Consider the following 24,375-nt stretch of genomic DNA (forward strand, 5'->3'; position numbering starts at 1 on the left):
ACAGTGCGAAGTACCCGCAAGGGCCGCGTCCCCGAACCAGCAAGGAGCCAGCCATGTTCAGCACCCACTCACCCGGCACGGCAGCCACCGAAGTTCCCGACCGTTTTGTGCTCATCTTCGATGCCCCCGATGCCGCCACTGCCGGCATCGCCGCCCAGGCGCGCGAGCAGGAAGTTCCGCAGCTGTTGCGCGAACAGGGCTATTCGATCAGCGAGTACTACCCGGCCCTGGGCATCGCGGTAGTCACCAGCAAGGCCGATCAACTCGAGGACTTCCGCCAGCGCTGTGCCGGGCACCATTTGCCACCGGCGGTCGTGCCGGAACTGGTCTACCGGATCCTGCCCGAAGCCGGCGCCAAGGATTCCTACGCGGACACCGAGCAGTTCACCTGGGGTCTGCAGGCGGTGGGCGCGGATTTGAGCTCCTTCACCGGCCAGGGCATCAATGTGGCGGTGCTGGACACCGGCTTTGATGCCGCCCACCCCGACTTCGCCGGGCGGACCATCACTGCCAAGTCCTTTGTCGAGGGCGAAGATGCCAGCGACGGCCACGGCCATGGAACGCACTGCATCGGCAGTGCCTGCGGACCGCGCACCCCGGAACAAGGACCGGGCTACGGGGTCGCCAGCCAAGCCAATATCTTCGCCGGCAAGGTCCTGGGCACCGATGGCTCGGGATCCGACTCGACGATCCTGGCCGGCATCAACTGGGCGCTGGAAAACAAGTGCGAGATCATCTCGATGTCCCTGGGCGCGGACGTGAAAACCGTACACCCGCCCTATGTCACCGCCGGGCGGCGCAGCCTGGAACTGGGGTCGCTGATCATTGCTGCGGCCGGCAATAATGCGCAGCGTTCGGCCGGGAACCCCGGCTTCGTGGGTGCCCCGGCCAACAGCCCGTACATCATGGCTGTGGCGGCGCTGGATTCGAAGCTGGCCGTGGCCGACTTCTCGGCGCAGGCGCTGGCCACCGAGGGCGGCGAGGTGGATATCGCCGGCCCCGGAGTTGATGTCTACTCCTCGTGGCCCGGCGCCCAGCGCTACAACACCATCAGCGGCACGTCCATGGCCACCCCGCATGTGGCCGGCGTAGCCGCCCTGCTGGCAGAATCCACCGGGCTGCGCGCCCAGGAGCTGTGGGACAAGCTGGTGGCCGATTCCCGCGACGTGCAGCTGCCCGCCGCGGACGCAGGAGCCGGGCTGGCCCAAGCCCCGGCCGGCGCGGAAGGCTAGCGCCATGTCCAGCGCCCAAGTGCACATCTACGTCATCACCCTGGTGGCCGATGTCCAGCCCGAGGACATCGTCGATGAGCTGGCCGCCCACGGCTTGCGGGTTAAGCAAGTGCTCGCTGCCCTGGGCCAAATCATTGGCGAGGGCAGCGAGCAGGTTGCCGCGCAGCTGCGCGGCCTGGACGCGGTGGTCTCGGTGGATGCCCAGCGCACCTATCGGGCGCTGGGCGATCCGTCCTAGTCCACCGGGTCGGAGGCGAACTCCAGCATCGCGTCGATCATCCAGTGCACGGTGTGCTCGGTGAAGGAGGCGCGCGGCATGATCCGCCAGCTTTCCTCGCCGGTGCGCCACAGCAGCACCGGAATGCCGGCCAGCGAGGTGGTGATCGCCTGGTTCACCGCGAAGCTGCGCGGGTGCAGGTCTGCCGGGCAGCTCTTGCGCAGCACCAGCGGGGCGTTGGCCCCGCAGAGCTCGAGCACGCTGCGGTTGGCCGAGAGGTCAACGACCTGCCCCGGCTCCTGGCCCAGGGCCGCCTCCAGCCTGGAGGCCAGGGCGGCATCTTCCGGCGCGGTCACCAGGAACTCATCCGGGCCCAGCCACAGCACCCCCACGCCGCCTGCTTCGCCGGCGACCTGGCCCGCCTTTTCCGGCAGGCCCACGCCGGTGGCCTCGGCCAGCGCGCCGTAGCCGGCGCTGCCTGGCGCGCAGCGCACCGAAACCTGGGTGGTGAAGGCGACTTCGCCCAGGTTCAATCCCCCGGCGACACTGGCCTCGGCCATCAGCTGCTGCAGGTGCGCGGCGGGCGAACGGCGGGCTTCAATCAAGGTGTTGCTAGCCATCTCGACGGCTTCCTTCCGGGTCAAAGAGGACGGTTTCTGCGATGGTGACCTCGGCCAGCTGGCCGTTGATCGGGGTGCGCAGGGTTTCACCAATGCGGTTGCGCCCATTCTTGATCAGCGCCAGCCCGAAGGTCCGGCCCAGGGCCGGCGAGTTGTACGAGCTGGTCACCCAGCCTTCCATCGGGGTGATGCCCTCGGCGCCAAGTTCTTCCACCGACACCAGCGCGGCGCCCTCTGGCAGATGCAAAGTCTTGTCCACCGGCAAGACCGAGACCAGGTGCTTGCGGTCTTCGCGCTGGTTGTCGACACGGGAGTAGGAGCGGGAGCCCACAAAATCCTTGACCTTGGAGACGACCCAGTCCATGCCGGCATCCTGCGGGGTCACCGTGCCGTCGGTGTCCTGGCCGACGATGATGAAGCCCTTCTCGGCACGCAGCACGTGCATGGTTTCGGTGCCGTACGGGGTGATGTTGAATTCCTGCCCGGCGGCAAAAACATCCTCCCAGACCTTCAGCCCGTGCCAGGCCGGGATCGCGATTTCGAAGGCCAGCTCGCCGGAGAAGGAAATGCGCGAGATGCGCGCTTCGATCCCGGAATCCAGCACCACGTCCTGGAAGGCCATGAACTTGAAGGCCTCGTTGGACACGTCCACCGAGGAGGCGACCTTGGCGATCACTTCGCGCGAGCGCGGTCCCACCACGGCCACGGTGGCCAGCTGTTCGGTCACCGAGGTGCAGGTGACATCGAGCTCGGGCCATTCGGTCTGCAGCCACTCCTCCAGCCAATCCAGCACGGTGGCCGCATTGCCGGTGGTGGTGTGCATCAGGAAGCGGTCCTCGGCCAGGCGCAGGGTCACGCCGTCATCGAAGATCATGCCATCGGCCTTGCACATCACGCCGTAGCGGCCCATGCCGACCTTCAGCTTGGTGTAGCCGTTGGTGTAGATGCGGTTCAGGAACTCGGCCGCATCCGCCCCGCGGATCTCGATCTTGCCCAGCGTGGTCGCATCGAGCATGCCGACCGAGTCGCGCACGGCCTTGGCTTCGCGGTAGACCGCGGTTTCCATGTCCTCCCCGGCCTGCGGGTAGTACCACGCGCGCTTCCACTGCCCGACGTCCTCGAATTGCGCCCCGTGGGACAGGTGCCAGGAGTGCATGGCGGTGATGCGCGCCGGGTCCAGCTGGTCCCCGCGGTTGCGCCCTGCCAGAGCCGCGAAGGCCACCGGGGTGTAGGGAGCGCGGAAGGTGGTGGTGCCCACCTGTGCCGGGTTCTCGATGCCCAGCACCGCGGCGATCACGCCGATCGCTGCCACGCCGGAGGTCTTGCCCTGGTCGTTGGCGGTGGAGATCGAGGTGTACCGCTTGATGTGCTCCACCGACTGCATGCCGGCCCCGGTGGCGCGCAGCACGTCGGCCACGGTCTGGTCGCGCTGCAGGTCGACGAAGTGGAACTTGTAGTTCGCGGCATCATCGCCGAAGCGCGAAGGCACCAGCCAGACCGGGCTGGTTTCGCCGGCGGGAACCGGCAGCGCCTCGGGGGTGCGGGCGATGGTGCTGTAGCCGGCGGCGGTGGCTGCCGCCGCTCCGGTGGCGGCACCGGTGGACAGGGCGCTGGCGGTATCCAGCCGCCCGGTCAGCGCGCCGGCCAGGTGCTGGTTGGCGACCGCATCAGCGGGCACGAAGGCGTGGATGGCGGTGTCCCAGTTCAGCTTGCCCTGGCGCTGGGAGTGCAGGTGCACCACCGGGTTGAAGCCGCCGGCCACGGCCAGCACGTCGGCCTCGATCCGGGACACTTCGCCCAGCTCGCGCTGCTCGTCCAGCTCGGCCACGAAAATCGCTGAAAGCTCCCCGGACTCGTTGGCTTCGGTGTCCACCACGGCGGATCCGGAGATCACCTGGACGCCGTCGGCCACGGCCTGGGCGGCCACGGCGGAAATGCTTTGGCGCGCATCGATCACCGCGACCACCGAACCGGAGGCAGCCAGTTCGCCGACCAGCTCGTAGGCCGAGTCATTGGTGGTGAATACGGCGATCTTCTGCCCGGCGCGCACGCCGTAGCGGTTCAGGTAGCTGCGCACGGCCCCGGCGAGCATGATGCCCGGGCGGTCGTTGTTCTCGAAGACCACCGGACGCTCGTGGGCGCCGGTAGCCAGCACCACCTGGCCGGCACGGATGTGCCAGATGCGTTCGCGGGAGACGCCCGGGGCCGCAGGGCCGTCGTGGTGCCCGGTGCGGCGCTGGACGGCGACCAGGTAGTTGGCATCGTAGGAGCCGAAGACCGTGGTGCGCTGCAGGTGGGTGGTTTCCCCGGCCTGTGCCAGTTCTCCGACCACCGATTCGATCCAGGCGGTGGAATCCACGCCGTCGATCTGCTCGCCGGCGGTATCCAGCAGGGTGCCGCCGGCCTCGGGCCGCTCATCGAGCAGCATCACCCGGGCGCCGGAGCGCGAGGCTTCGCGGGCCGCGGCCAAGCCGGCCGGGCCTGCGCCAACGACCAGGACATCGGTGTGCACATGCACGTGGTCGTAGTACACCGAGTCGGTGCCTGGATCCAGCACGCCCAGCCCGGAGAGCAGGCTGGCCGAAGTGCCCTCGGCCACCGAGACGGTGGTGGCAGGCAGCATGGACTCGTTGACCTCGCCCTCGTGGCGGGCGGCCACGGTGATCAGCGCGTTGGGCTCTTCCACGCCGGCGGCAAGGATCCCGCGCGGGCGCTTGAGGTAGAGCGAGGGGCCGCACTGGCGGATCTGGTTGGCCAGCATGGCGCTGGCGACGGTGTCTCCGCGGAAAGCGGAAAGCTGCTGCCCGTCGATGCTCAGGGCCAGAGGCTGATCGCTGTCGATCCGGGCGCGTGAGCGCAGTTCAACAGGTAGTCGCTGCGGCTTGCTCATCGGGTGCCTCCTTGAAGTGTGTCGATCTGCGGTTGTGCCTCGCCGGCGCCGTATACGGCCAGGAATTCGTAGCTGACGGTGTCGCGCAGGGCGTTGAACCACTTGCGGCAGCCGCCGGCGTGGACCCAGCGCTCGGCGAAAATGCCTTTTTTATTGCCCCGGTAGAACAGGTAGCGGGACCATTCCTTGTCGGTGAGTTCCGCCGGATTTTCCGGGTAGGCCACGTGGGCTTCGCCGCCGTAGCTGAATTCGTTTTCGTTGCGTGGCCCGCAGTGCGGGCAGTCGATTAGCATCATGATGGCTGCTCCTAGTGTGCGACGGCTGCGGCGCCGTGTTCGTCGATCAGGTGGCCGGTTTCGAAGCGCTCCAGGCTGAACGGGGCATTGAGCGGGTGCGCCTCGTCGTGGGCGATGGTGTGCGCCAGGGTGAAGCCGGCGCCCGGGGTGCCCTTGAACCCGCCGGTGCCCCAGCCGCAGTTCACGTACAGGTTCTGGATCGGGGTCTTGGAGATGATCGGCGAGGCATCCAGGGTGGTATCCACGATGCCGCCCCAGGTGCGCAGCACGTGCGCCCGGGCAAAGATCGGGAAGAGCTCCACGGCCGCGGCCATCTGCTCTTCGATCACGTGGAAGGCGCCGCGCTGGCCGTAGCCGTTGTAGCTGTCGATCCCGGCGCCCATCACCAGTTCGCCCTTGTGGGCCTGGGAGACGTAGACGTGGATGTGGTTGGACATGACCACCGTCGGGTGGACCGGCTCGAACAGCTCGGAGACCAGGGCCTGGAGCGGGTGGGACTGGATCGGCAGTTCGAATCCGGCCATTTCGGCCAGCACCGAGGAGTGCCCGGCACCTGCCAATGCGACCTTGCCGGCGTTGATGGTCCCGCGCGTGGTCTTCACGCCGGTGACCTTCTCGCCGTCCTTGATGAAGCCGGTGACTTCGCAGTTCTGGATGATGTCCACGCCCATCTCGTTGGCCTTGCGGGCGAAGGCCCAGGCCACATGGTCGTGCTTGGCGATGCCGGCGCGTGGCTGCCAGGTGGCGCCCATGACCGGGTAGCGGATGTTGTCGCTGGTGTTGATGATCGGGCAGGCTTCCTTGACCTGGGAGGGGTCGAGCCATTCGGCGTCCACGCCGTTGAGCTTGTTCGCCTCCACGCGGCGCACCGATTCGCGCACATCTCCCAGGGTGTGGGCCAGGTTCATCACGCCGCGCTGGGAGAACAGGAAGTCGTATTCCAGGTCCTCGGGCAGCTGCTCCCAGAGCTTCAGCGACTTCTCGTAGATGCCGGCCGATTCATCCCACAGGTAGTTCGAGCGGATGATGGTGGTGTTGCGGGCCATGTTCCCGCCGGCCAGCCACCCCTTTTCCAGGACTGCGACATTGGTGATGCCATGGTTTTTCGCGAGGAAGTACGCGGTAGCCAGGCCGTGGCCGCCACCGCCGACGATCACAACGTCGTAGGACTTCTTGGGGTCCGGATTCGCCCACAGGAACTCCGGGTGTTCAGGCAGCAGATCAGCCACAGTGAATCTCCAATCTTCGACAGTACCGCGTGCAATGTATGAATTGCCGACAACTGATATATCAATCTGCGATTCACTGTATGATAGAAAGCGAAACCCGGTCAATGGGTACGCGAAAATTACTTTGATGCTACGCACCGCAGGAGGAGCCCCCATGAGCGAATCCCTCTCAGATCGCGCCTACCAGATACTGCGCGATCGCCTGATCATGATGGATATCGCCCCGGGCGAGCCGATCAACGAGGCCCAGCTGGTCCAAGAGCTCAACATCGGCCGCACCCCGCTGCGCGAAGCGCTCAAGCGGCTCGAGGTCGACCACCTGGTCCACTCCTACCCGCGCCGGGGAACCTTCGCCACGCGCGTGGATATCACCGAGCTCGCTGCCATTACCGAAGTGCGCCTCGCCCTCGAGCCTCTTGCGGCCGATCGGGCCGCCGCCCTGGGTGGCGGTCACGTCCGCGGTGAAATCGAGCAGACCCTCCACACCATTTCCCACCTCACCGGCGAGGAGACCCGGCGCAGCCTCATGGAAAACGACCTGGCCGTGCACCGCCTGATCTACCAGGCAGCCGCCAACCACCACCTGGAAGAGACCCTCATCCGTCTCGATAACCTCGCCACACGCATCTGGTGCCTCACCCTCGATCGCCTGCCGAGCATCGACGCGCATATCTCCGAGCACCAGGCACTGCTCAAAGCGGTCCTCGATCACTCCCCTGAAACTGCCAGCACCCTGGCTCGCGACCACATCGCAAGTTTCGAATCTTCGGTCCGCGCAGTGCTCTAGCTCCGCACCAAATCACGGACTCGCACCCCCGGCCACTCTGCCCCGAAACACGACTAATCAACTTCTGACCTGCAATATTGCCGTGCCCTAAAAGTTATCCACCTGTAGTCAAATTATCGAAGACATCTTCGATTTAGCAGCGTAAAATTAGAATATGTCCGAAACAATAGTCCCTTCCTGGGACCGGCCCAACCCACCGGACCACGGCAGATTCACCGCCGTGGTCACAGCGTTGGAGACTGATCTGGCATCACTTGAAGAACACGGCAGCAAAAACGAGTGCGCCACCGCCATCGCCGACATCGAATCCACGATCTCGTCCCTGCGCTACCATCAGGCAGCTCTCTCACATCAACTGGAAATTGATCTGGTCCGCACCAACGCCGAGAGCAACTCCCGCAGCAAGGCACTCAAGCAGCTGAGCCGCGGGGCTGCCGCGGCTATTGCCCTTGCCCGGCGTACCGACTCCCATGGCTACGGTACATACTTGGAGAGCTGCCGGATCCTCTTTGAAAGCACTCCTCATCTGGCCGCAGCCTACAGCCGTGGTGAATTCACCGAAGATCAAATGCGAGCCATCCTCACCCCGTTGCGCTCCGTCAAAGCGGAACGTCGCGCTGAATTTGATGACCTGTACGCGAAGAACCCGAAAATGCTTGAGAATCTCGGGAACAAGAAAATCAGTGACACGGTCAAAGACTTCACCCTCGCCTATGCCTCGGATCAGCAGTGCAAGGAACAGAAGAGCGCAGAGGAACAGCGCTTCATCAAGTTCACGCCGAATGCCGAGACAGGGATGATGCGCGTCAACGGGAACATCCCCATCACCGCCGGACTAGCGATGAAAAACGAGATGAAGGCCAAAGCTCGCAGCCTCAAAGCAAAAGGCGATCCCCGCACGAGGGCGCAGATCGAAGCGGACTACTTCGCAAGTTTCTGCACCCACCCGGAAGCAAAAATACCGGTCACTTTCACTCTGGGATTGGTCATGACCGATAAAACCCTGTTCCTCGGCGACCGGGATCCTGCCAACCTTGAAGGTTATGGCGCCATTGCGCCACAGTACGCTCGTGAACTAGTTGCGGGCCAGGAGATCCTGAACAATATGACCCTGGCCGAGATGGCCGCCACCCGGTCCCCCGCCTTTGTCGAGACCATGGAAGCCACCATTGAACTAATCAGGTTATATACGGCTCCAGGGGATAAAGACTTGATCGCGATGGACTCCAAAGCGCGGATCTTCCCTGAGAAAATGAAGAAGTTCATCAAGATGCGCGACCGGCATTGCCGCACGCCATTCTGCGATGGATTAATTGAAGAGATTGATCATGTCACCCAGGCCTATTTAGGTGGGCATACGTGTGTGACTAATTCCGATGGCCGGTGCAAGCTGTGCAATCAGGCAAAAGAAACCCCTGGCTGGCAGGAAATTGTCATCAAGCACGGGCCGCATTCCATGTTGATCAACACCGGAATGGGAACGGTGTATCGATCCACGGCGCCGCCGGCGACGGGGTTTGCGCATAAACCCTATCCGCAGTGCATGAGTGAAGCTGACTGGGTGCGCTCTTTCGAAGAATGGCTCAACCGGCCACCGGACACGGGGAGCGGTCCGCGCAACGGCGATGAAAAACCACCGGATATCGAGGATATTTCCGCCTGATGGCGCTGATGAACTACCCACAAGGGAACAAGACACGGTTTGTAGCAATAGACGCCCGGGTACGGTCTGCCACGGCTGGAAACCTTTCGCGTACTCTTGCTGGCCGCATCGTGAAGAACTTACATATTCGAACTTCATGGCAGATTACCTCCAGCCACAGAGGCTAAGAAGATTCCGCATGCCAAAAAAGCATAAGTCCTGGCAATCCAAATCAATAACCAGCCTGCCCCTGATGCACAGGGATCAGTTTCTGAAGAAAACAAAAACCTCCCGGCCAATGACCGGGAGGTTTTTATTCGATTTTGTGGAGGTAAGGGGATTCGAACCCCTGACCTTCTGCATGCCATGCAGACGCGCTACCAACTGCGCCATACCCCCAAAAGAGCTGGTCTCGCCGGTATTTCTACCGCTGAACCGAGATAAAACTCTACCGGAGGAGTTGGGGAAATACCAAATCGACTATCCGAGACGCTGATCACATCCGCACTATTCTATTTGTCCGCCGGCGGTGGTAAGAATGGATTCGGGGCCGATCGGTTCCACTAAATCTTGAGTGAAAGGCGCGACCCCATGGCCATTGGATTGACCCCATACCTTCGCTTCGCCGGTGATGCCCGCGAAGCCATGGAATTCTACAATGCTGCACTCGGCGGCGAGCTATCGATGATGACCTTCCAGGAAGGCATGAACGACGGCAATCCTGCCACCGCAGACCTGATCATGCACTCATCGCTGTTCCTGGAACGCGGCATCCACCTGATGGCCTCGGACAGCACGCCAGAAATGACCGTCACCAGCAATGGCGCTGTCGCCCTGAGCAGCGATGCCACCGATGAAGCCGACAACGCAGTTCTAACCAAGTGGTGGGAAGCGCTGACGGCCGGCGCAACCGTCGAGGTGCCGTTGGAGAAGGCGCCGTGGGGCGACTCCTTCGGCCAGCTTCGCGACAAGTTCGGCGTAGTGTGGATGTTCAACATCTCCGCCGTACAGGGCTAGCAGCTAGTCGACGACGGTGTGCTCGTGGGCTGCAATTGCATCGCGGCCCACGAGCAGGCCAACCTTCTTGGCTCGCGCCTGGGTGATCATGGCGATCAGCAGGCCCAGGACCGCCAGGCCTGCGCCCACCATGGATGGGGCGCGGTAGCCGAAACCTGCTGAAATCACCACAGCCCCCAAAGCTGCACCCAAGGCGTTAGCGACATTCAAGGCCGAGTGGTTCAGCGAAGCAGCCAGCGACTGGGCGTGCGGCGCCGAGTCCATGAGCAGTGTCTGCAGGCTCGGGATCAATAGCGAACCGACGGCTCCCAGCACGAACACCATGATCATCGTCGGGATGATCCAGCTGGCCACCGCCGCGAATACCAGCATGGTGGCTGCCATCAGAACGCTGGAAAGCTTGATGGCGCCAAAGACCGACCAGTCCGCGATGCGCCCACCAATCAGCGAGCCGACCACCATGCCCAGCCCGTAGAGCGCCAGGGCGATCGGTACCAAGGTGATCTTGAGTCCCGATTCTTCGGTCAGCGTTGGCGAGATGTAGGAATACACCGCAAAGAAGCCGCCGAAGCCCACGATGCCGGTGGCCATGGCCAGCCAAACCTGCGGGCTTTTCAGCGCCGTCAGCTCGCGTCGGATGCTGGCACCTGGTTCAGCTTTGCGCCACGGAATAAACAACGTGATCAGTACCGCGGTAATCAGCCCGATGAACGCAACGATGTAGAACATCGAACGCCAACCAGCCTGCTGTCCCAGCGTCGTAACCAGCGGCACGCCAATGACGTTGGCGACCGAAAGGCCGAGCATCACCCAGGCAATGGCGCGGCCGCGCATGGTTCCAGGAACCAGGCTTCCGGCCAGCACGCCGGCCAGTCCGAAGTAGGCGCCGTGAGGCAACCCGGCAAGGAAGCGGGTAATCAACATGGTGTTGTAGTCGGGCGCGAACGCCGAGGAAAGGTTCGCGAGGGTAAAGAAGAGGATTAGCAGCTGCACCGCGCGCTTGCGCGGGATCTTGGCGGCCACGGCGGTGAGCACCGGAGCGCCGACCACCACGCCGATGGCGTAGGCGCTGATCATCAGGCCCATCTGCGAGTTGCTGACATCGAGGTCGAGGGCGCCTTCTTGGAGCAGGCCCATCATCGAAAATTCGGTAACGCCGATGCCAAAGCCGCCCATGGCCAGAGCGAGGATCGCCAATAGTAGTTTTCCGCCGGATAGGTAGGCAGTCATTCAGTTCTCAATTCTAGGCAGGTGCATGATCGCGGCATCCTCGGCGCGCTATTTCCATCGTAGTGACTATGGCGAATCGCCGGGGCACTTCTCCAGCAGAAAATTACGATTCCCACAGTATTTTGTGCCACTGTTTAAGTCCTATGTCTCATGCATCGCACCAACGCCTTTCGGCCCCGCTGATTATCGCGAGGGTCTTCTTTGTCCTGCTTTGCTTAGCGCTGGCAGGGCTGATGGTATTCCATCAGCAGGTCCCCGACCTTCTGGGCCTTGGCCTGGTCGTGGACAACCTTGCGCCCTGGGCAGGCTTGGGGATCCCCGTATTGCTAGTCATCGCCCTGGTGGTGCGCGGACGAGCCAGCTTCATCGGACTGCTGGTTCCCGTGGTGGTGTGGTCGGTGCTTTTTGGCAGCAGCTTCATTCCGCATGCAAAGTACGCGCCGCAAGCCTCGCTAGAAGTGGCCACGCAAAATGTCCACGAGTCGGCTGGGCTGCAAGCGGCCCGGGAACTGGCCGCTTCCGGGGCGCAGGTCATCACTCTGCAGGAGATCGGGCAGGGACAGGAAGAGCAGATCAGCCAGGAGCTGTCCGAAACCCACCCCTACCGGTACATGGTCAGCACCGTGGGCGTATGGAGCGCCTACCCATTGAAGAATGCGCAGCCGCTGGATCTGGGGCTGGGCTGGAATCGCGCCTTGCGTGTTGATGTCAGCACCGAGCATGGCGACGTGCGGCTGTACGCGGTGCATGCCGCTTCGGCCCGGCCTACCGGACATCATGAACGCGATGCCATGCTCGCCTCGCTGGCCAGCTATGTCCAGGCCGATGATTCAGCGAAGATCATTGCCGCCGGCGACTTCAACGCCACCAGCACGGACCGGCACTTTGCCCCGGTCCTGGATGCCTTGGACGAGGCGGCCTACAGCGATTGGGGGCTGGCGATGACCTGGCCGCGCTCCCCCTTCCCGGTGCTCGGGATCGACCACATGATGCTGCGCGGAGTGGCCTCGGCCGATCTGAAGCGCCTGCCGATCGGCGATTCGGATCACTACGCCCTGCAAGCCACCATCGATCTGGACAACGCGCATTAGCCCAGCTGGCAACCCTAAATGGCCTGCAGCCCGGTTTGGCGCAGGGTGATGTTGATGCGCCCAGCACCCAGATGGCACCCGGCAGGGGCCGTTGAAGGGTGGATCCTGGTCACCCCGTGATAGGCAAAGCGCGCCGGGCCATCAAAGATGAGCAGGTCCCCGGAGGCCAGGCGCAGGTCTTGCCATGGCCGGTTCCGGTTCTCGGTGTTGCCCAGGCGGAAGGTTGCCGAGTCGCCGATGGACAGCGAAACCACCGGCGCGTTAATCCGCTCGTCGGCATCTTGGTGCATGCCCATGGTGGCCTGGTGGTCGTAGAAATTCACGATGGCGGCATCGGGAAGATAGGCTGCGGCGCGCTGGGCATCGCCGGTGGCTTCGGCCACGGCGTTCTGGCCCAGTCGCACCAGCCATTGTTCCATCGGCGCCACCGGTGCGCCGCCGAGGTCGTCGGCGGTTTTTGAATAGCGGTTTGGGCTCCAATGCCAGCCCAAACTCAGCGATTGCACACTCATGGGATGGCCATTGATGTGCGTGCGGTGGGGCGGGACGGGTCCGTGTCCCCACTGGAAAAAGCGTGCAACGATCCAATCCTGCGCGGCGGGGCTGAGCCAGCCGGGCAGATGCCACACCCCGGGTCGCACTATTCCCCCGGCGCGGGCCAAGGCACTGTCATCAAAAAGCGATTCCATGCACCCAGCGTGCCCGTTGCAGGCATCGGTCGGCAAGCTCCTGCGTATTCGCTCACTGAATTTTGCAGGTTGCCGGCCCAGTGCCTTGCAACACTACTGACATTAATGACCTAGTGTTTCATCCCGCCGACTCGAACATTTCCAGAAGGTTAACCTTTATTCGATTTATTACACCTGAAACATTTGCGATACCTACGGGAAAAGCTGGAGCCCTACGCTGGGTAGCACCCACTTATTCCAAGGAGCACCCCATGTCATTCAGGAAAATCCAGCAAGGGTCGAAGCAATCATGATCGGCATAGACCTCGAGCTTTCCCAGTGCATGGTGCTGATCGCAGGCAGCCGATCCGCCAGCAAAACCACCGCCGACCGCTTCAGTGCCGAAGGCTGCAGCCTCCTGTTTGCCGAGGATGCGCAGCAGGCGCTGGGGCAGCTGGAACAGGCGGGCCTGCTGGTGATTTGCGATCACCGTCCCGAGCGCTTTGACCAGGTGGCCGCCGCGGCCAAGGTCCCGGTGCTGCGGGCTGCCCCGTCCGCTGCCACCGGCTCGATCACCTTGCTCGGCGGCGGACCAGGCGCCTTGGACCTGATGACCCTTCGCGGGGTGCGCGCCCTGGCCGAGGCCGAGGTGGTCTTCGCCGATCGGCTCGGTCCCAGCGAGCATCTTGCGGTCCTGGCGCCGCAGGCCACCATCATCGACGCGGGCAAGCTGCCCGGCCACCACAAGCTCACCCAGCGCCAGATCGAAGCGCGGATGATCGAGGCGGCGCAGGCCGGTGCCAAGGTTGTCCGGCTCAAGGGCGGGGACCCCTTTGTTTTCGGCCGCGGCTTTGAAGAAGTCGCCGCAGCCGCCGCGGCCAAGATCCCGGTCAGCGTGATTCCAGGGTTGAGCTCCTGCATCACCGTGCCGGCAGCCGCGGGCATTCCGGTGACAGCCCGCGGGGTGAACACCATGTTCACCGTGGTCTCCGGGCACGATCCGCTCGGCGAGCAGCAGCTGGAGCAGTTGGCCAAGCTGGGCGGCACGATCGTGATCCTGATGGGCATGGGAACCATCGAGCAGACCGTCTCGGGGCTGCTTCGGGTGGGAATGGCCAAGGACATGCCCTGCGCCATCGTGCAGTCGGGCACCACCGATATCCAGCGCACCAGCCATGCGCCACTCTCCTCCCTGGCCGAGGTGGCCCGCGCGCACTCGAATCCGGCCGTGATCGTCATCGGCGAGGTGGCGCAATTGCCGCAGTCCTTGCTCGATGCGGTGCCGGCCGCCAGTACCGAACCTGCTTTGGAGAGAGCCTGATGAATATCGCGAAACCCTTGGCTGGATTCCGCATCGCCGTAACCAGCGATCGGCGTTCAGCCGAATTGATCGAAGCCTTTGAACGGCGTGGCGCTGAGGTTACCCACACCCCGCTGCTGCGCCTGGCCCCGCTGGATGACGAGCAGCAGCTGCTGGCGCAGACCCACAAGCTGATCGAGGCCCGGCCGCAGGTTGTGGTGATCACCACCGCCTACGGGCTGCGGCGTTGGCTCGATACCGCCGAGGCGGCCGGGATCGGCGACGAGTTGATCTCCGCCTTCAGCCAGTCCGACCTCTATGTGCGCGGGTCCAAGGCCCATGGGTCGGTGCGGGCGCTGGGCCTGGAGCCGGCCGGCGTGGCCAAGGACGGGCGCAGCTCTTCGCTGCTTGAGATGCTCAAGGGCAAGCTTGCTTCAGCCACCGTGGCCCTGCAGCTGCACGCCGACTCGGATCATGGGATGCCGCAGCAGATGCGCGAATTCGGGGCGCGGCGGGTGATCAAGGTCGAGCCCTACCGCTGGCAGGACACCAGCAGCGACACCGGGATTTCGGCTTTGGTGGAGGGCTTGTGCGCGGCGCACTTCGACGCGGTGACCTTCACCAGCGCACCGAGCGTGCACGCGCTATTTGCCGCCGCCAATGCGCGCAATCGGCTCCCCGCCCTGCAGCGTTCCTTGGCCGAGCGCGTGGCCGTGGCCACCGTTGGGCCAGTGACCGCTTCCCCGCTGGAAGAAGCCGGCATCAATCCGCTGGTTCCCGAACGCCACCGCATGGGCGCGATGATCGGCCAGCTGGTTGAGCATCTGGGTTCGCTGGGCACCTTGCAGGCGCAAACCGTGCATGGCCAGGTGCAGCTGCGCGGGCGCACCCTGTCCATCCAGGACCAGAATTGCGAGCTGACTCCGGGGCAGGCCGAGCTGGTGCGCGCGCTGATCGAGGCCGGCGGCAGCGTGCTCTCGCGCGATGAGCTCAGCGCCGCCCTGCCCGAGGTCAGCTCGCGGCACGCGTTGGATATGACGCTGAGCCGGCTGCGCCGGGCCTTGCCCCAGCCGGAAATCATCAGCACGGTGATCAAGCGCGGGTACCGGCTGAACGTCTAGCGAGCATTTTCTGCCCGGGTTACGTAGGATCGAAACCATGGTTTCAATTCAGGTTGCCGGCGAGGCATTGGTGGACATCGTCAACTCCGTGGCCCATCCCGGAGGTTCTCCGCTGAATGTCGCGGTGGGCCTGGGCCGGCTGGGCCATGAGGTCACGCTGGCCACGGATCTTGGCACAGATGAGCATGGGCAGCTGATCGCCGATCACCTGCAGGGCTCGGGAGTCGAGCTGGCTGAAGGATCGCAGTCGGAAGCGCCAACCTCCACGGCCACCGTGGTGCTCGATGAGTCCGCCAATGCCAGCTACGAATTCGAGTTGAACTGCAGCTTGGGCAAGCTGGCCGCGAGCGAGGCGTCGCTGCTGCACACCGGGTCCATCGCCGCCTTCCGCTCCCCCAGCGCGCAGAAGCTGATCGACCTGTTCCTCTCCGCGCCGCCCCACCAGCTGCGCAGCTACGACCCGAACCTGCGTCCAGCCCTGGTTGGGGACCGGGCCAAAGCCGTCAGCCATATCGAGAAGCTGAGCTCCTTGTCCCATGTGGTCAAGCTCAGCGACGAGGATTCAATGTGGCTGTACCCCGGGTGGGATACCGACCGCGTGCTGGAGCATCTGCTGGACCTTGGAGCTTCCCTGGCCGTGATGACCTTTGGCGCCCGCGGCGCCGAAGCGCGCACCCGGAATTGCGAAGTCGTGGTCCCCTCGCTTTCGGTGCCCACCGCTGACACCGTGGGTGCCGGGGATGCGTTCATGGCAGGGCTGCTGCATGGAATCGTTGATGGCCCGCTGGCCCAGAACCTGCGTGATGGCAGCACGCTGGATCGCGCCGAGCTGGAGACGGCATTGCAGATCGCGGCCGCTTGCGCAGGGATGACCGTTGCCCGCACCGGTGCCAACCCGCCAACGCTGAGCGAGCTCAACGAGTTCATGGCCGGGGCCGGGCGCTAGAATTTGTCGCAGAACATGATCCGAACTGTGCCAAGGAGGCCACATGGGTAGCAAGGTCCCGGCATCGGATAACACCCTGAGGATCCTCCAGCTGCTGGCCAGCAGGAAGGCTCCTACTCCGGCAGCCATGATTGCCACCCTGCTCGATTTGCCCCGCTCCAGCGTTTACCAGCTGCTCGCGGTCATGAACGAGCGTGGATTTGTCACCCATTATCCGGAGGACAAGTCCTATGGCTTGGGGATCGCGGCTTTTGAGCTTTCCAGCGCCTACACCCGGCAGGAACCGCTGGCCCGGCTTGGCGCACCGCTCATCGCCCAGCTGGTGGACAAGGTCGGCGAGAGCGCGCATCTGGCAATCCTGCATGGATCCGATGTCTTGTACATCGTGGAAGAACGCGCCAAAGGCCGCCCGTCGCTGGTCACCGATGTAGGGGTGCGCTTGCCTTCGCATCTGACTGCTTCGGGAAGGGCCATCTTGGCGGCCTTGCCCAAATCCCAGGTGCGCGCGCTGTATCCCAGCGCGGCCAATTTCTCGGATCGCGTGGAACGCTCTTCGATCACCGGCTACGCGCAATTGCGCCGCGAGCTGGAGCAGTGCTCGCAGCGCGGCTACGCAGTGGAACGAGGGGATGTCACCCCGGACTTCCACTCGCTCGCGGTGGAAATCCGGGATGCCGGCAACTGGCCGGTGGCCGCCGTGGCAGTTACCTTCCTGGCAGACCGGGTGCCCGAGGAACAGTGGGACAAGCTGCTCAAGCAGATCCGTTCGACCGCGGCACTGATCACCACGCGAATTCAGGGAAAGCGTCCGGCGGGCCCCTCGATGGCCGGCTAGAGAAAACGGCGTCGAAACATGATGATGCCGGATTGCCAGTGCGGCACCTCCCGGCAGCCTGCCGCGCAGGATCGCCGTGGGATGCGGCGCCACGCAGCACCACGCTCAACCCATGGATCTGAAATCCCAGACAAGTCCGGTGATTGCGAGGTACTCAGCGGCTGCTCGATGGCCAATGATGTAAGTAGTTAGCTAGATTACATCGTTAGGAATCTTCATGAGCCACGAACCACGAGTTGTCCGCGCGCCACGCGGCACCGAACTGACCGCCAAGTCCTGGGCCACCGAAGCCCCACTGCGCATGCTGATGAACAACCTCGACCCCGAGGTGGCAGAGCGCCCCGAGGATCTTGTGGTGTACGGCGGCACCGGCAAGGCTGCCCGCTCCTGGGAAGCATTTGATGCCATCGTTGAAACCCTCAAGGACCTGGAAGACAATGAAACCCTGCTCGTTCAGTCGGGCAAGCCGGTCGGCGTCTTCAAGACCAACAAGTGGGCTCCGCGAGTCCTTATTGCGAACTCCAATCTGGTCGGCGACTGGGCCAACTGGGAGCACTTCCGCAAGCTGGAGGCCGAAGGCCTGATGATGTACGGCCAGATGACCGCTGGTTCATGGATCTACATCGGCACCCAGGGCATCCTGCAGGGCACCTACGAGACCTTTGCGGCAGTTGCCAAGAAGCGTTTCAACGGCACCTTGGCCGGAACCCTGACCCTGACCGGCGGTTGCGGCGGCATGGGCGGCGCGCAGCCGCTATCGGTCACCTTGAATGGCGGTGCGGTGCTGATCATCGACGTGGACGAGTCCCGCCTGCGCCGCCGCGTTTCCAAGCGCTACCTGGACGAGGTGGAGCTGGATTTGGACAAGGCGCTGGAAAAGGTATTGGCCGCTAAGGCCGAAGGCCGTCCGCTCTCCGTGGGCTACGTCGGCAACGCCGCCGAGATCTTCCCGGCACTGCTCAAGCGCCACCAGGCCGGCGAGTTCGCCATCGACATCGTCACCGACCAGACTTCGGCCCACGATCCGCTGAGCTACCTGCCGACCGAATACACCATGGAACAGTGGGACGCCGAAGCCAAGGCAGATCCTATCGGCTTCACCAAGAAGGCCCAGGCTTCAATGGCAGCCCAGGTCCAGGCTATGGTCGAGTTCCAGGATGCCGGCGCAGAGGTCTTCGACTACGGAAACTCGATCCGCGACGAGGCCCGCAAGGGCGGCTACAACCGCGCCTTCGAATTCCCGGGCTTCGTTCCTGCCTACATCCGCCCGCTGTTCTGCGAGGGCCTGGGCCCATTCCGCTGGGTTGCGCTCTCCGGCGACCCGGAGGACATCCGCGTTACCGACGAGGCGCTGAAGGAACTGTTCCCGGAGAACGAGCACCTGCACCGCTGGCTGGATGCAGCCGCTGAGAAGGTCGAGTTCGAGGGCCTGCCGGCACGCATCTGCTGGTTGGGCTACGGCGAGCGCCACAAGGCCGGCCTGCTCTTCAACAAGCTGGTTGCCGAAGGCAAGGTGTCCGCACCGATCGTGATCGGCCGCGACCACCTCGACTCCGGTTCGGTAGCTTCGCCGTACCGCGAAACCGAATCCATGAAGGACGGCTCGGATGCAGTCGCCGACTGGCCACTGCTCAACGCCCTGACCGCCACCAGCTCCGGCGCTTCGTGGGTTTCGATCCACCACGGCGGCGGCGTAGGCATGGGCCGCTCGATCCACGCTGGCCAGGTTTCGCTGGCCGATGGCTCCGAGATGGCAGCAGCCAAGCTCGAGGCGCTGTTGACCAACGACCCAGGCATGGGCGTCATCCGCCACGTGGATGCAGGCTACGAACGTGCAGAGGAAGTGGCAGCGGAGCGTTCGGTGCGCATTCCAATGCAGGGCAAATAAGTCCATTAGGCGGTTCGCGCGCCTTGCCTGCTGATCAGCTGGCAAGACGCGCGGACCTCTTGCTTTAACCGTCCTTTAGTGATTGAAAATTGCCCCTGACATGGGTGTAGTGAACGTTGCATTAACGTGAAATGGCGAATGCCTCAGAGCTTCCAGTTAAGCCTTGTAGGCCATTTTTCGCGTGCTTAGCGTGGAACACGTCAGAAACGACCGACCCACGGAGGACATTATGTCTGAGCAGGATTCAAACGAGCAGTTCGGCAATTTCGAGAACGTCCAGTCCGAGGAAAACGCCGGGTACGGCTCATCGGATGAGCAGCAGTACAACGAAGGACAGTCGTACAGCGACAGCAACGAAGAGCAATCGTACGGCGGTAACAACGAAGGACAGTCCAGCCAAGACTCCTTCGGCGACGAGAACGAAGAACAGTCATACGGCGGTAACAACGAAGGACAGTCCAGCCAAGACTCCTTCGGCGACGACAACGACAGCCAGCCCAACAGCGACAACGAAGAGCAATCGTACAGCGACAGCAATGTGGGCGAGTCCTACGGCGACAGCAACGACGATGCAGTGCAGGAATTCGGCAACCTGGGCCAAAGCGAAGGGTTCTAGTCTACAACTCCGAAGCTATTGGCTTTGCAGAGCAATGCTCTCTGGTTCTACAGAACTATTTCTTGCAGAAAAGATCCACGCAAAGAAATCGCTGTTCCCCTTGAACATGGGGAACAGCGATTTCTCTGCGTTCAGCGTAGGTCATTTACACCAAATGCGGTTGCCCGTCCTCTACGGACGACGGGTTTCAGCACTGATGAACCATGTCTGTTGCTCAAGGTCAGCAATATACTGATGCAAGATGTCAGCCGTTGTGGGATCTTCTTCATCGACCGGATCATGCACGTCGCGGATGACGCCTACGGTGGTCTGAACCGCTTTCACAACCATGTCGACAGCGTCCTTGGTCAGAATTTCCCCAGTGACAGGTTGCTCCAATTTTGTGTACTTGGTGATCGTGGAAGCTAGCCCGTCTGGAGTAGCGTGCAATGCGCGCATGCGTTCGGCAATTTCGTCAGACCCCTTGCGGGCAATGCCGACGACCTCGTCCAAGTTCTGGTGCAGATCTCGAAAATTCGGACCTACGACATTCCAATGAATCTGCTTGCCTACCAACTGGAGGTCCAATAGCTGGATGAGCACTAATTGCAGGGCATCTCGGAGTGACTCGGAAGCCACAAATCCGTGCTCTGCGTTTTCTTTCGTCGTTTTCTTCGCGGTGGTCTTCTTGATGTCCGTCACGGCATCTCCCTTGCATTGAAGTTGACGTTGTCGGCACCGAAAGAATTCCGATGCCCTTCACCGCACGATACTTCTGGACAGACCCGATTCCGAATCTATCTCGCTTCTTTGAGAAGGCATTCAGGGTTCGGACATGAGATGCCAAGGTTGCACAATGCTGGCGAGCACCAAGTGCTCGCCAGCATTCCCTATGACCCTGCGTCAGTTCCACCGTGCGGGTGGTCCAACGACGACGGTCCGACAATCAGCCTGAAGAATCCCCAACACATGGCAAGACCGCCCCAGATGATTCCGAGCCACATGGGTGTCATGGCCTGCGCATCAGCAGCCGGTGTGATGAGTATGAACATGAGAAACAAGGCGACGATAATTCCGCCACCAACAACGAGACCTAATCCAAGAGATTTCTTAGGCATCTTTCACTCCAGTGATCTTTCATAAACAAATGAACCGACCAGGCTGCAGCGACTTGTCCATGTCTACTGCTAGCCGGCGAATTCTCTGACGCGTGTTCCCACATTGCCTCCTAAACGTGCGCGCATACGCACACGGTATTGTCGATAGATACAGAGTAGGCCTGATTCATGCGCAACTCTAGTGTCTTCTGACCTCAGAATATGCGTGAATTCCTGGTCATCTTGGTGGTCTGTTCCAGCAGTAGTTTCTGGTGACCGTGCATTAGCGACCGCACTGCAGGACAATAGCCAATAGGTTCATGCGAATCTGGGGACAATTTGCCGACACGACAGGATGGACATGTATTCTCACCTCGCCAAAGTCTGTGGACTATCCCTTGCGACCGGGCTCCTGGCTGCGACCCTCGCCGGGTGCGTGAGTATTGAACCCTCGAATGATGGGCAGAGTCCGTCAAGTTCACCCACGACTGCGCCCGCCGAAAACACTCCACCCATTGAGGGGACTGTCACCCCGAGCGCCAAGAATCCTGATGGTGAAGCAACAGGCAGTGGCACAGTTCCGAAGGAGACTGGTGGGGATTCCTTCTCTCAGGCCTTCGAAATCATAGAAGCCAAAGCCATCGAGAAAAAGTGCACCGGAAAAATGACTCTCGACTCGGATGGCGAGATGGTCAAGCTCATCGGCAATTGCCAACAGGTGGAAATCACAGGCACTGGAAACATGGTCGTCGGCGGCCGCATTAAGGATCTGTCCATATCCGGAAACGGCAATATCGTGGCAGTGAATAATATTGAGGACGTCGGTGCCAGCGGGGTTGGCAACTTGGTAGCGTGGCGGAACGACAACGCTTCAGCCCACGACTCCGGCCAGTCGAACCGTCTTGGCCCGGATGCCCTTTCCGGCGTGGATCTAGGCTACTGAATCGCCTGTCGAGCGCGTCCGGTATTTCGGACACATCACCCAGTTATCGGCCACCAGCTAATCTCAACTGCCGAACAATGGAAGCTAGAGACTTCCTTGTACCGCAACGATTGGATTTGATTGCCATGGCTTCCGCTCCTCAAATAACACTTGGCCTAAGTGGCACGACCGCAGACGACGTTATCGCTGTTGCCCGCCACGAAGCCCACATCAGCATTTCTCCGCAAGTACTTGAGGAACTGGCTTCCGTCCGAGCACATATCGATGCACTGGCATCCGCTGATACCCCGGTTTATGGCATTTCAACCGGCTTTGGCGCGTTGGCTACCCGCCACATCGCACCCGAGGATCGCGCCAAGCTGCAGCGCTCCCTCATCCGTTCCCACGCTGCTGGCATGGGTGAGCCGGTAGAGCGCGAAGTGGTCCGCGCATTGATGTTCTTGCGTGCAAAGACCTTGGCTTCCGGCCGCACGGGCGTTCGCCCGGTCGTCCTTGAGACCATGGTCGGCATGCTCAATGCAGGCATCACTCCGGTAGTCCGCGAATATGGTTCACTGGGCTGCTCCGGTGACTTGGCTCCGCTGTCGCACTGCGCATTGGTGCTGATGGGCGAGGGCGAAGCCACCGATGCCCACGGCAACATCCGCCCGGTACCGGAACTGTTCGCCGAGGCCGGATTGACCCCTGTCGAACTGGCAGAAAAGGAAGGCCTGGCTCTGGTCAACGGCACCGACGGCATGCTCGGCCAGCTGATCATGGCATTGGCGGACCTCGATGAGCTGCTGGACATCGCCGATGCCACCGCCGCCATGAGCGTTGAAGCCCAGCTGGGCACCGATCAGGTATTCCGCGCAGAACTGCACGAACCACTGCGCCCGCACCCAGGCCAGGGCCGCAGCGCCCAGAACATGTTCGCCTTCCTGGCCGACTCGCCAATTGTTGCCTCGCATCGCGAGGGAGACGGCCGAGTGCAGGATGCCTACTCGCTGCGTTGCTCGCCGCAGGTCACCGGTGCCGCCCGCGACACCATTGCTCATGCCCGCCTGGTCGCCACCCGCGAGCTGGCTGCTGCCATTGACAACCCTGTGGTGCTGCCCAGCGGCGAAGTGACTTCCAACGGCAACTTCCACGGCGCACCGGTAGCCTACGTGCTGGACTTCCTTGCCATCGCCGTGGCCGACCTCGGCTCCATCGCCGAGCGCCGCACCGACCGCATGCTCGACCCAGCCCGCTCCCGCGACCTGCCGGCATTCCTGGCCGACGATCCGGGTGTGGACTCCGGCATGATGATCGCCCAGTACACCCAGGCCGGCTTGGTGGCAGAAAACAAGCGGCTGGCAGTTCCTGCCAGCGTTGACTCCATCCCATCCTCGGCCATGCAGGAAGACCACGTTTCTCTGGGCTGGCATGCCGCGCGCAAGCTGCGCACCTCGGTAGCGAACCTCCGCCGCATCCTCGCAGTGGAAATGCTGATTGCCGGCCGCGCACTGGACCTGCGTGCCCCATTGAAGCCTGGCCCAGCGACCGGTGCGGTGCTTGAAGTATTGCGCAGCAAGGTTGCAGGACCCGGCCAGGACCGCTTCCTTTCCGCAGAACTGGAAGCAGCCTATGACCTGCTGGCCAATGGCTCGGTGCATAAGGCCCTCGAAGCTCACCTGCCTGCATAACCTGTAGCGCAGGTCGCCGCAAGGCGTCGTCAAGCGTCCCCGAAGAACCTACCGGTTCTTCGGGGACGCACTTTTTAACTACCGCCTATGGACACCGGGATGCCAGCTGGCGGCCGCAGGCCTGATGGCACTCGCCGCGTTGTCCTGGCCACAAGGTCAAAGCGTAGACTTGATGTTCGAAAGACTACGCATCATCCAAGGACGTCTGATTCCATGCAACGCACCATGTTCAAATCCAAGATCCACCGGGCCACTGTAACGCAAGCGGATCTGCACTACGTCGGTTCGGTGACGGTGGACTCCGACCTGCTTGCCGCCTCGGACATCCTGCCCGGTGAACTGGTCAGCATCGTCGACATCACCAATGGCGCCCGCCTGGAAACCTACACCATCGCTGGCGAACCCGGCAGCGGCGTGATCGGCATCAACGGCGCCGCAGCGCACTTGGTCCACCCGGGTGACCTGGTCATTTTGATCAGCTATGCGCAGATGGAGGATGCCGAAGCCCGCAGCTACGTTCCCAGTGTGGTTCACGTTGATGCCGATAACCGCATCATCCACCTGGGCGATGACCCTGCCGAGGCAGTCGTCGACGGCGTGCAGACTCCGCCATTTGCCCAGCTGCGCAGCAGCTAGCTGACAGCGCTGGCCACTCCGGGCGGCTTGGCTGCAAGGTTTTTCGATGGCGGTCAAGCCGTTGCGCAGGTTCAGCGCTCCCGCGTTTCACCTGCGGCAGTCCTCTTCGGGGCATCCTTGCCAGGTTTTCGAGAAGTACCCGACGATCTCCAGGTTATGGCGCAGCGGGTAGATCTCGTCGACTCCGCCATGGATCGCCTTGGCAGCCTCTTCTACTGCGAGCTCGAAGAACCGGCAGGCCTCGTCATGCATCCACACGGCCGCAGTGAGCTCCGTGAGTTCTTCATGGGTCAGCATGCGTGAAGGCTCCAGGCCAATTTCAATCAAGGTCTTGAAAACAAAGTCTTCGGTCAGCTCATGGTCATCCCCGCAATCGCACCAGGCGAGACCGCGATTGGGCATGGACCACACATCCTCAAAGCCTTCCG

Annotated in this window: 24 protein-coding genes and 1 tRNA gene; 15 read left to right on the forward strand and 10 right to left on the reverse strand. The window is 62.6% G+C overall.

Annotated elements, in window-relative coordinates; all coding sequences use genetic code 11:
* Window positions 1–53: 53 nt before the first annotated feature.
* Together AOZ07_RS13985 and AOZ07_RS13990 are read left to right on the forward strand one after the other, a co-directional pair.
* On the forward strand, window positions 54–1,232 hold the full coding sequence (locus AOZ07_RS13985; protein ID WP_060702536.1) for a S8 family serine peptidase: 1,179 nt from the start codon (window positions 54–56) through the stop codon (window positions 1,230–1,232).
* A gap of 4 nt (window positions 1,233–1,236) precedes the next feature.
* Complete coding sequence (locus tag AOZ07_RS13990; protein WP_060702537.1) at window positions 1,237–1,470, forward strand: hypothetical protein; 234 nt, start codon at window positions 1,237–1,239, stop codon at window positions 1,468–1,470.
* On the opposite strand, the gene AOZ07_RS13995 is transcribed toward AOZ07_RS13990, so the two are convergent.
* The 4 genes from AOZ07_RS13995 to AOZ07_RS14010 are packed head-to-tail and all read right to left on the reverse strand — an operon-like array spanning window position 1,467 to window position 6,484.
* Window positions 1,467–2,069 carry a sarcosine oxidase subunit gamma gene (locus tag AOZ07_RS13995; RefSeq protein ID WP_060702538.1) on the reverse strand — a complete coding sequence of 201 codons (603 nt, stop codon included), beginning with the start codon at window positions 2,067–2,069 and terminating at the stop codon, window positions 1,467–1,469. The genes AOZ07_RS13990 and AOZ07_RS13995 overlap by 4 nt on opposite strands.
* Window positions 2,062–4,959, reverse strand: a complete 2,898-nt coding sequence (locus AOZ07_RS14000) for a sarcosine oxidase subunit alpha family protein (RefSeq protein ID WP_060702539.1) — start codon at window positions 4,957–4,959, stop codon at window positions 2,062–2,064. The genes AOZ07_RS13995 and AOZ07_RS14000 overlap by 8 nt, the downstream gene beginning before the upstream one ends.
* Window positions 4,956–5,255: a sarcosine oxidase subunit delta gene (locus tag AOZ07_RS14005; RefSeq protein ID WP_058256911.1), complete on the reverse strand. Its 300-nt coding sequence runs from the start codon at window positions 5,253–5,255 to the stop codon at window positions 4,956–4,958. The genes AOZ07_RS14000 and AOZ07_RS14005 overlap by 4 nt, the downstream gene beginning before the upstream one ends.
* 11 nt (window positions 5,256–5,266) lie before the next feature.
* The gene (locus tag AOZ07_RS14010; protein ID WP_060702540.1) at window positions 5,267–6,484 is read right to left on the reverse strand and encodes a sarcosine oxidase subunit beta family protein; all 1,218 of its coding nucleotides are present in this window, start codon (window positions 6,482–6,484) and stop codon (window positions 5,267–5,269) included.
* A 154-nt stretch (window positions 6,485–6,638) separates the two neighbouring features.
* On the opposite strand from AOZ07_RS14010, the gene AOZ07_RS14015 reads away from it, so the two are divergent.
* On the forward strand, window positions 6,639–7,271 hold the full coding sequence (locus tag AOZ07_RS14015; RefSeq protein WP_236995197.1) for a GntR family transcriptional regulator: 633 nt from the start codon (window positions 6,639–6,641) through the stop codon (window positions 7,269–7,271).
* Between the two features lie 232 nt (window positions 7,272–7,503).
* A complete protein-coding gene (locus AOZ07_RS14020) occupies window positions 7,504–8,934 on the forward strand; it encodes a DUF222 domain-containing protein (RefSeq protein ID WP_194943680.1) in 1,431 nt (476 codons plus the stop codon).
* 305 nt (window positions 8,935–9,239) lie between these two features.
* On the opposite strand, the gene AOZ07_RS14025 is transcribed toward AOZ07_RS14020, so the two are convergent.
* Window positions 9,240–9,312: transfer RNA gene (locus AOZ07_RS14025), tRNA-Ala, on the reverse strand.
* Between the two features lie 192 nt (window positions 9,313–9,504).
* Between AOZ07_RS14025 and AOZ07_RS14030 the strand changes: the two genes are divergently transcribed.
* The gene (locus AOZ07_RS14030; protein WP_060702543.1) at window positions 9,505–9,930 is read left to right on the forward strand and encodes a VOC family protein; all 426 of its coding nucleotides are present in this window, start codon (window positions 9,505–9,507) and stop codon (window positions 9,928–9,930) included.
* A 3-nt stretch (window positions 9,931–9,933) separates the two neighbouring features.
* Here AOZ07_RS14030 and AOZ07_RS14035 read toward each other — a convergent pair whose 3' ends face one another.
* Window positions 9,934–11,160, reverse strand: coding sequence for an MFS transporter (locus AOZ07_RS14035; RefSeq protein ID WP_060702544.1), 1,227 nt, complete (start codon window positions 11,158–11,160; stop codon window positions 9,934–9,936).
* Window positions 11,161–11,303: 143 nt separating this feature from the next.
* On the opposite strand from AOZ07_RS14035, the gene AOZ07_RS14040 reads away from it, so the two are divergent.
* A complete protein-coding gene (locus AOZ07_RS14040) occupies window positions 11,304–12,251 on the forward strand; it encodes an endonuclease/exonuclease/phosphatase family protein (RefSeq protein ID WP_194943681.1) in 948 nt (315 codons plus the stop codon).
* Between the two features lie 14 nt (window positions 12,252–12,265).
* Here the strand turns inward: AOZ07_RS14040 and AOZ07_RS14045 are convergent, their stop codons facing one another.
* A complete protein-coding gene (locus tag AOZ07_RS14045; RefSeq protein ID WP_060702546.1) occupies window positions 12,266–12,940 on the reverse strand; it encodes an alpha-ketoglutarate-dependent dioxygenase AlkB family protein in 675 nt (224 codons plus the stop codon).
* A gap of 289 nt (window positions 12,941–13,229) precedes the next feature.
* Here AOZ07_RS14045 and cobA point away from each other — a divergent pair, with 289 nt between their 5' ends.
* From cobA to AOZ07_RS14075, 6 genes are all read left to right on the forward strand, one after another.
* A complete protein-coding gene (cobA, locus tag AOZ07_RS14050) occupies window positions 13,230–14,240 on the forward strand; it encodes a uroporphyrinogen-III C-methyltransferase (RefSeq protein ID WP_084793273.1) in 1,011 nt (336 codons plus the stop codon).
* Complete coding sequence (locus AOZ07_RS14055; protein WP_060702547.1) at window positions 14,240–15,340, forward strand: uroporphyrinogen-III synthase; 1,101 nt, start codon at window positions 14,240–14,242, stop codon at window positions 15,338–15,340. The genes cobA and AOZ07_RS14055 overlap by 1 nt, the downstream gene beginning before the upstream one ends.
* A 37-nt stretch (window positions 15,341–15,377) precedes the next feature.
* Complete coding sequence (locus AOZ07_RS14060; RefSeq protein ID WP_060702548.1) at window positions 15,378–16,286, forward strand: carbohydrate kinase family protein; 909 nt, start codon at window positions 15,378–15,380, stop codon at window positions 16,284–16,286.
* Between the two features lie 43 nt (window positions 16,287–16,329).
* Complete coding sequence (locus tag AOZ07_RS14065) at window positions 16,330–17,121, forward strand: IclR family transcriptional regulator (RefSeq protein ID WP_060702549.1); 792 nt, start codon at window positions 16,330–16,332, stop codon at window positions 17,119–17,121.
* 217 nt (window positions 17,122–17,338) lie between these two features.
* Window positions 17,339–19,009, forward strand: coding sequence for a urocanate hydratase (hutU, locus tag AOZ07_RS14070; RefSeq protein WP_060702550.1), 1,671 nt, complete (start codon window positions 17,339–17,341; stop codon window positions 19,007–19,009).
* 229 nt (window positions 19,010–19,238) lie between these two features.
* The gene (locus AOZ07_RS14075) at window positions 19,239–19,625 is read left to right on the forward strand and encodes a hypothetical protein (RefSeq protein WP_060702551.1); all 387 of its coding nucleotides are present in this window, start codon (window positions 19,239–19,241) and stop codon (window positions 19,623–19,625) included.
* 171 nt (window positions 19,626–19,796) lie between these two features.
* On the opposite strand, the gene AOZ07_RS14080 is transcribed toward AOZ07_RS14075, so the two are convergent.
* Window positions 19,797–20,306 (reverse strand): Dps family protein, encoded by a 510-nt coding sequence (locus AOZ07_RS14080; RefSeq protein ID WP_060702552.1) that lies wholly within the window; start codon window positions 20,304–20,306, stop codon window positions 19,797–19,799.
* A 188-nt stretch (window positions 20,307–20,494) separates the two neighbouring features.
* Window positions 20,495–20,722, reverse strand: coding sequence for a hypothetical protein (locus AOZ07_RS14085; RefSeq protein ID WP_060702553.1), 228 nt, complete (start codon window positions 20,720–20,722; stop codon window positions 20,495–20,497).
* A 415-nt stretch (window positions 20,723–21,137) separates the two neighbouring features.
* Here AOZ07_RS14085 and AOZ07_RS18470 point away from each other — a divergent pair, with 415 nt between their 5' ends.
* The 3 genes from AOZ07_RS18470 (at window position 21,138) to panD (ending at window position 23,947) form a co-directional block, all read left to right on the forward strand.
* Window positions 21,138–21,644 (forward strand): DUF3060 domain-containing protein, encoded by a 507-nt coding sequence (locus tag AOZ07_RS18470; RefSeq protein ID WP_194943682.1) that lies wholly within the window; start codon window positions 21,138–21,140, stop codon window positions 21,642–21,644.
* A gap of 125 nt (window positions 21,645–21,769) precedes the next feature.
* A complete protein-coding gene (gene hutH, locus AOZ07_RS14095; RefSeq protein ID WP_075972618.1) occupies window positions 21,770–23,311 on the forward strand; it encodes a histidine ammonia-lyase in 1,542 nt (513 codons plus the stop codon).
* A 213-nt stretch (window positions 23,312–23,524) separates the two neighbouring features.
* Window positions 23,525–23,947, forward strand: coding sequence for an aspartate 1-decarboxylase (gene panD, locus AOZ07_RS14100; RefSeq protein ID WP_060702555.1), 423 nt, complete (start codon window positions 23,525–23,527; stop codon window positions 23,945–23,947).
* A gap of 87 nt (window positions 23,948–24,034) precedes the next feature.
* Here panD and AOZ07_RS14105 read toward each other — a convergent pair whose 3' ends face one another.
* Window positions 24,035–24,349, reverse strand: coding sequence for a hypothetical protein (locus AOZ07_RS14105; protein ID WP_194943683.1), 315 nt, complete (start codon window positions 24,347–24,349; stop codon window positions 24,035–24,037).
* Window positions 24,350–24,375 lie beyond the last annotated feature (26 nt).

It is taken from the genome of Glutamicibacter halophytocola, assembly GCF_001302565.1.
Lineage (GTDB): Bacteria > Actinomycetota > Actinomycetes > Actinomycetales > Micrococcaceae > Glutamicibacter > Glutamicibacter halophytocola.

What these genes read in the sequence shown, in the direction of transcription:
- AOZ07_RS13985 (WP_060702536.1), top strand. Translation starts at nt 54, where the DNA reads ATGTTCAGCACCCACTCACCCGGCACGGCAGCCACCGAAGTTCCCGAC.
- AOZ07_RS13990 (WP_060702537.1), top strand. Translation starts at nt 1,237, where the DNA reads ATGTCCAGCGCCCAAGTGCACATCTACGTCATCACCCTGGTGGCCGAT.
- AOZ07_RS13995 (WP_060702538.1), bottom strand. Translation starts at nt 2,069, where the DNA reads ATGGCTAGCAACACCTTGATTGAAGCCCGCCGTTCGCCCGCCGCGCAC.
- AOZ07_RS14000 (WP_060702539.1), bottom strand. Translation starts at nt 4,959, where the DNA reads ATGAGCAAGCCGCAGCGACTACCTGTTGAACTGCGCTCACGCGCCCGG.
- AOZ07_RS14005 (WP_058256911.1), bottom strand. Translation starts at nt 5,255, where the DNA reads ATGATGCTAATCGACTGCCCGCACTGCGGGCCACGCAACGAAAACGAA.
- AOZ07_RS14015 (WP_236995197.1), top strand. Translation starts at nt 6,639, where the DNA reads ATGAGCGAATCCCTCTCAGATCGCGCCTACCAGATACTGCGCGATCGC.
- AOZ07_RS14030 (WP_060702543.1), top strand. Translation starts at nt 9,505, where the DNA reads ATGGCCATTGGATTGACCCCATACCTTCGCTTCGCCGGTGATGCCCGC.
- AOZ07_RS14035 (WP_060702544.1), bottom strand. Translation starts at nt 11,160, where the DNA reads ATGACTGCCTACCTATCCGGCGGAAAACTACTATTGGCGATCCTCGCT.
- AOZ07_RS14040 (WP_194943681.1), top strand. Translation starts at nt 11,304, where the DNA reads ATGTCTCATGCATCGCACCAACGCCTTTCGGCCCCGCTGATTATCGCG.
- AOZ07_RS14045 (WP_060702546.1), bottom strand. Translation starts at nt 12,940, where the DNA reads ATGGAATCGCTTTTTGATGACAGTGCCTTGGCCCGCGCCGGGGGAATA.
- cobA (WP_084793273.1), top strand. Translation starts at nt 13,230, where the DNA reads ATGATCGGCATAGACCTCGAGCTTTCCCAGTGCATGGTGCTGATCGCA.
- AOZ07_RS14055 (WP_060702547.1), top strand. Translation starts at nt 14,240, where the DNA reads ATGAATATCGCGAAACCCTTGGCTGGATTCCGCATCGCCGTAACCAGC.
- AOZ07_RS14060 (WP_060702548.1), top strand. Translation starts at nt 15,378, where the DNA reads ATGGTTTCAATTCAGGTTGCCGGCGAGGCATTGGTGGACATCGTCAAC.
- AOZ07_RS14065 (WP_060702549.1), top strand. Translation starts at nt 16,330, where the DNA reads ATGGGTAGCAAGGTCCCGGCATCGGATAACACCCTGAGGATCCTCCAG.
- hutU (WP_060702550.1), top strand. Translation starts at nt 17,339, where the DNA reads ATGAGCCACGAACCACGAGTTGTCCGCGCGCCACGCGGCACCGAACTG.
- AOZ07_RS14075 (WP_060702551.1), top strand. Translation starts at nt 19,239, where the DNA reads ATGTCTGAGCAGGATTCAAACGAGCAGTTCGGCAATTTCGAGAACGTC.
- AOZ07_RS14085 (WP_060702553.1), bottom strand. Translation starts at nt 20,722, where the DNA reads ATGCCTAAGAAATCTCTTGGATTAGGTCTCGTTGTTGGTGGCGGAATT.
- hutH (WP_075972618.1), top strand. Translation starts at nt 21,770, where the DNA reads ATGGCTTCCGCTCCTCAAATAACACTTGGCCTAAGTGGCACGACCGCA.
- panD (WP_060702555.1), top strand. Translation starts at nt 23,525, where the DNA reads ATGCAACGCACCATGTTCAAATCCAAGATCCACCGGGCCACTGTAACG.
- AOZ07_RS14105 (WP_194943683.1), bottom strand. Translation starts at nt 24,349, where the DNA reads ATGCCCAATCGCGGTCTCGCCTGGTGCGATTGCGGGGATGACCATGAG.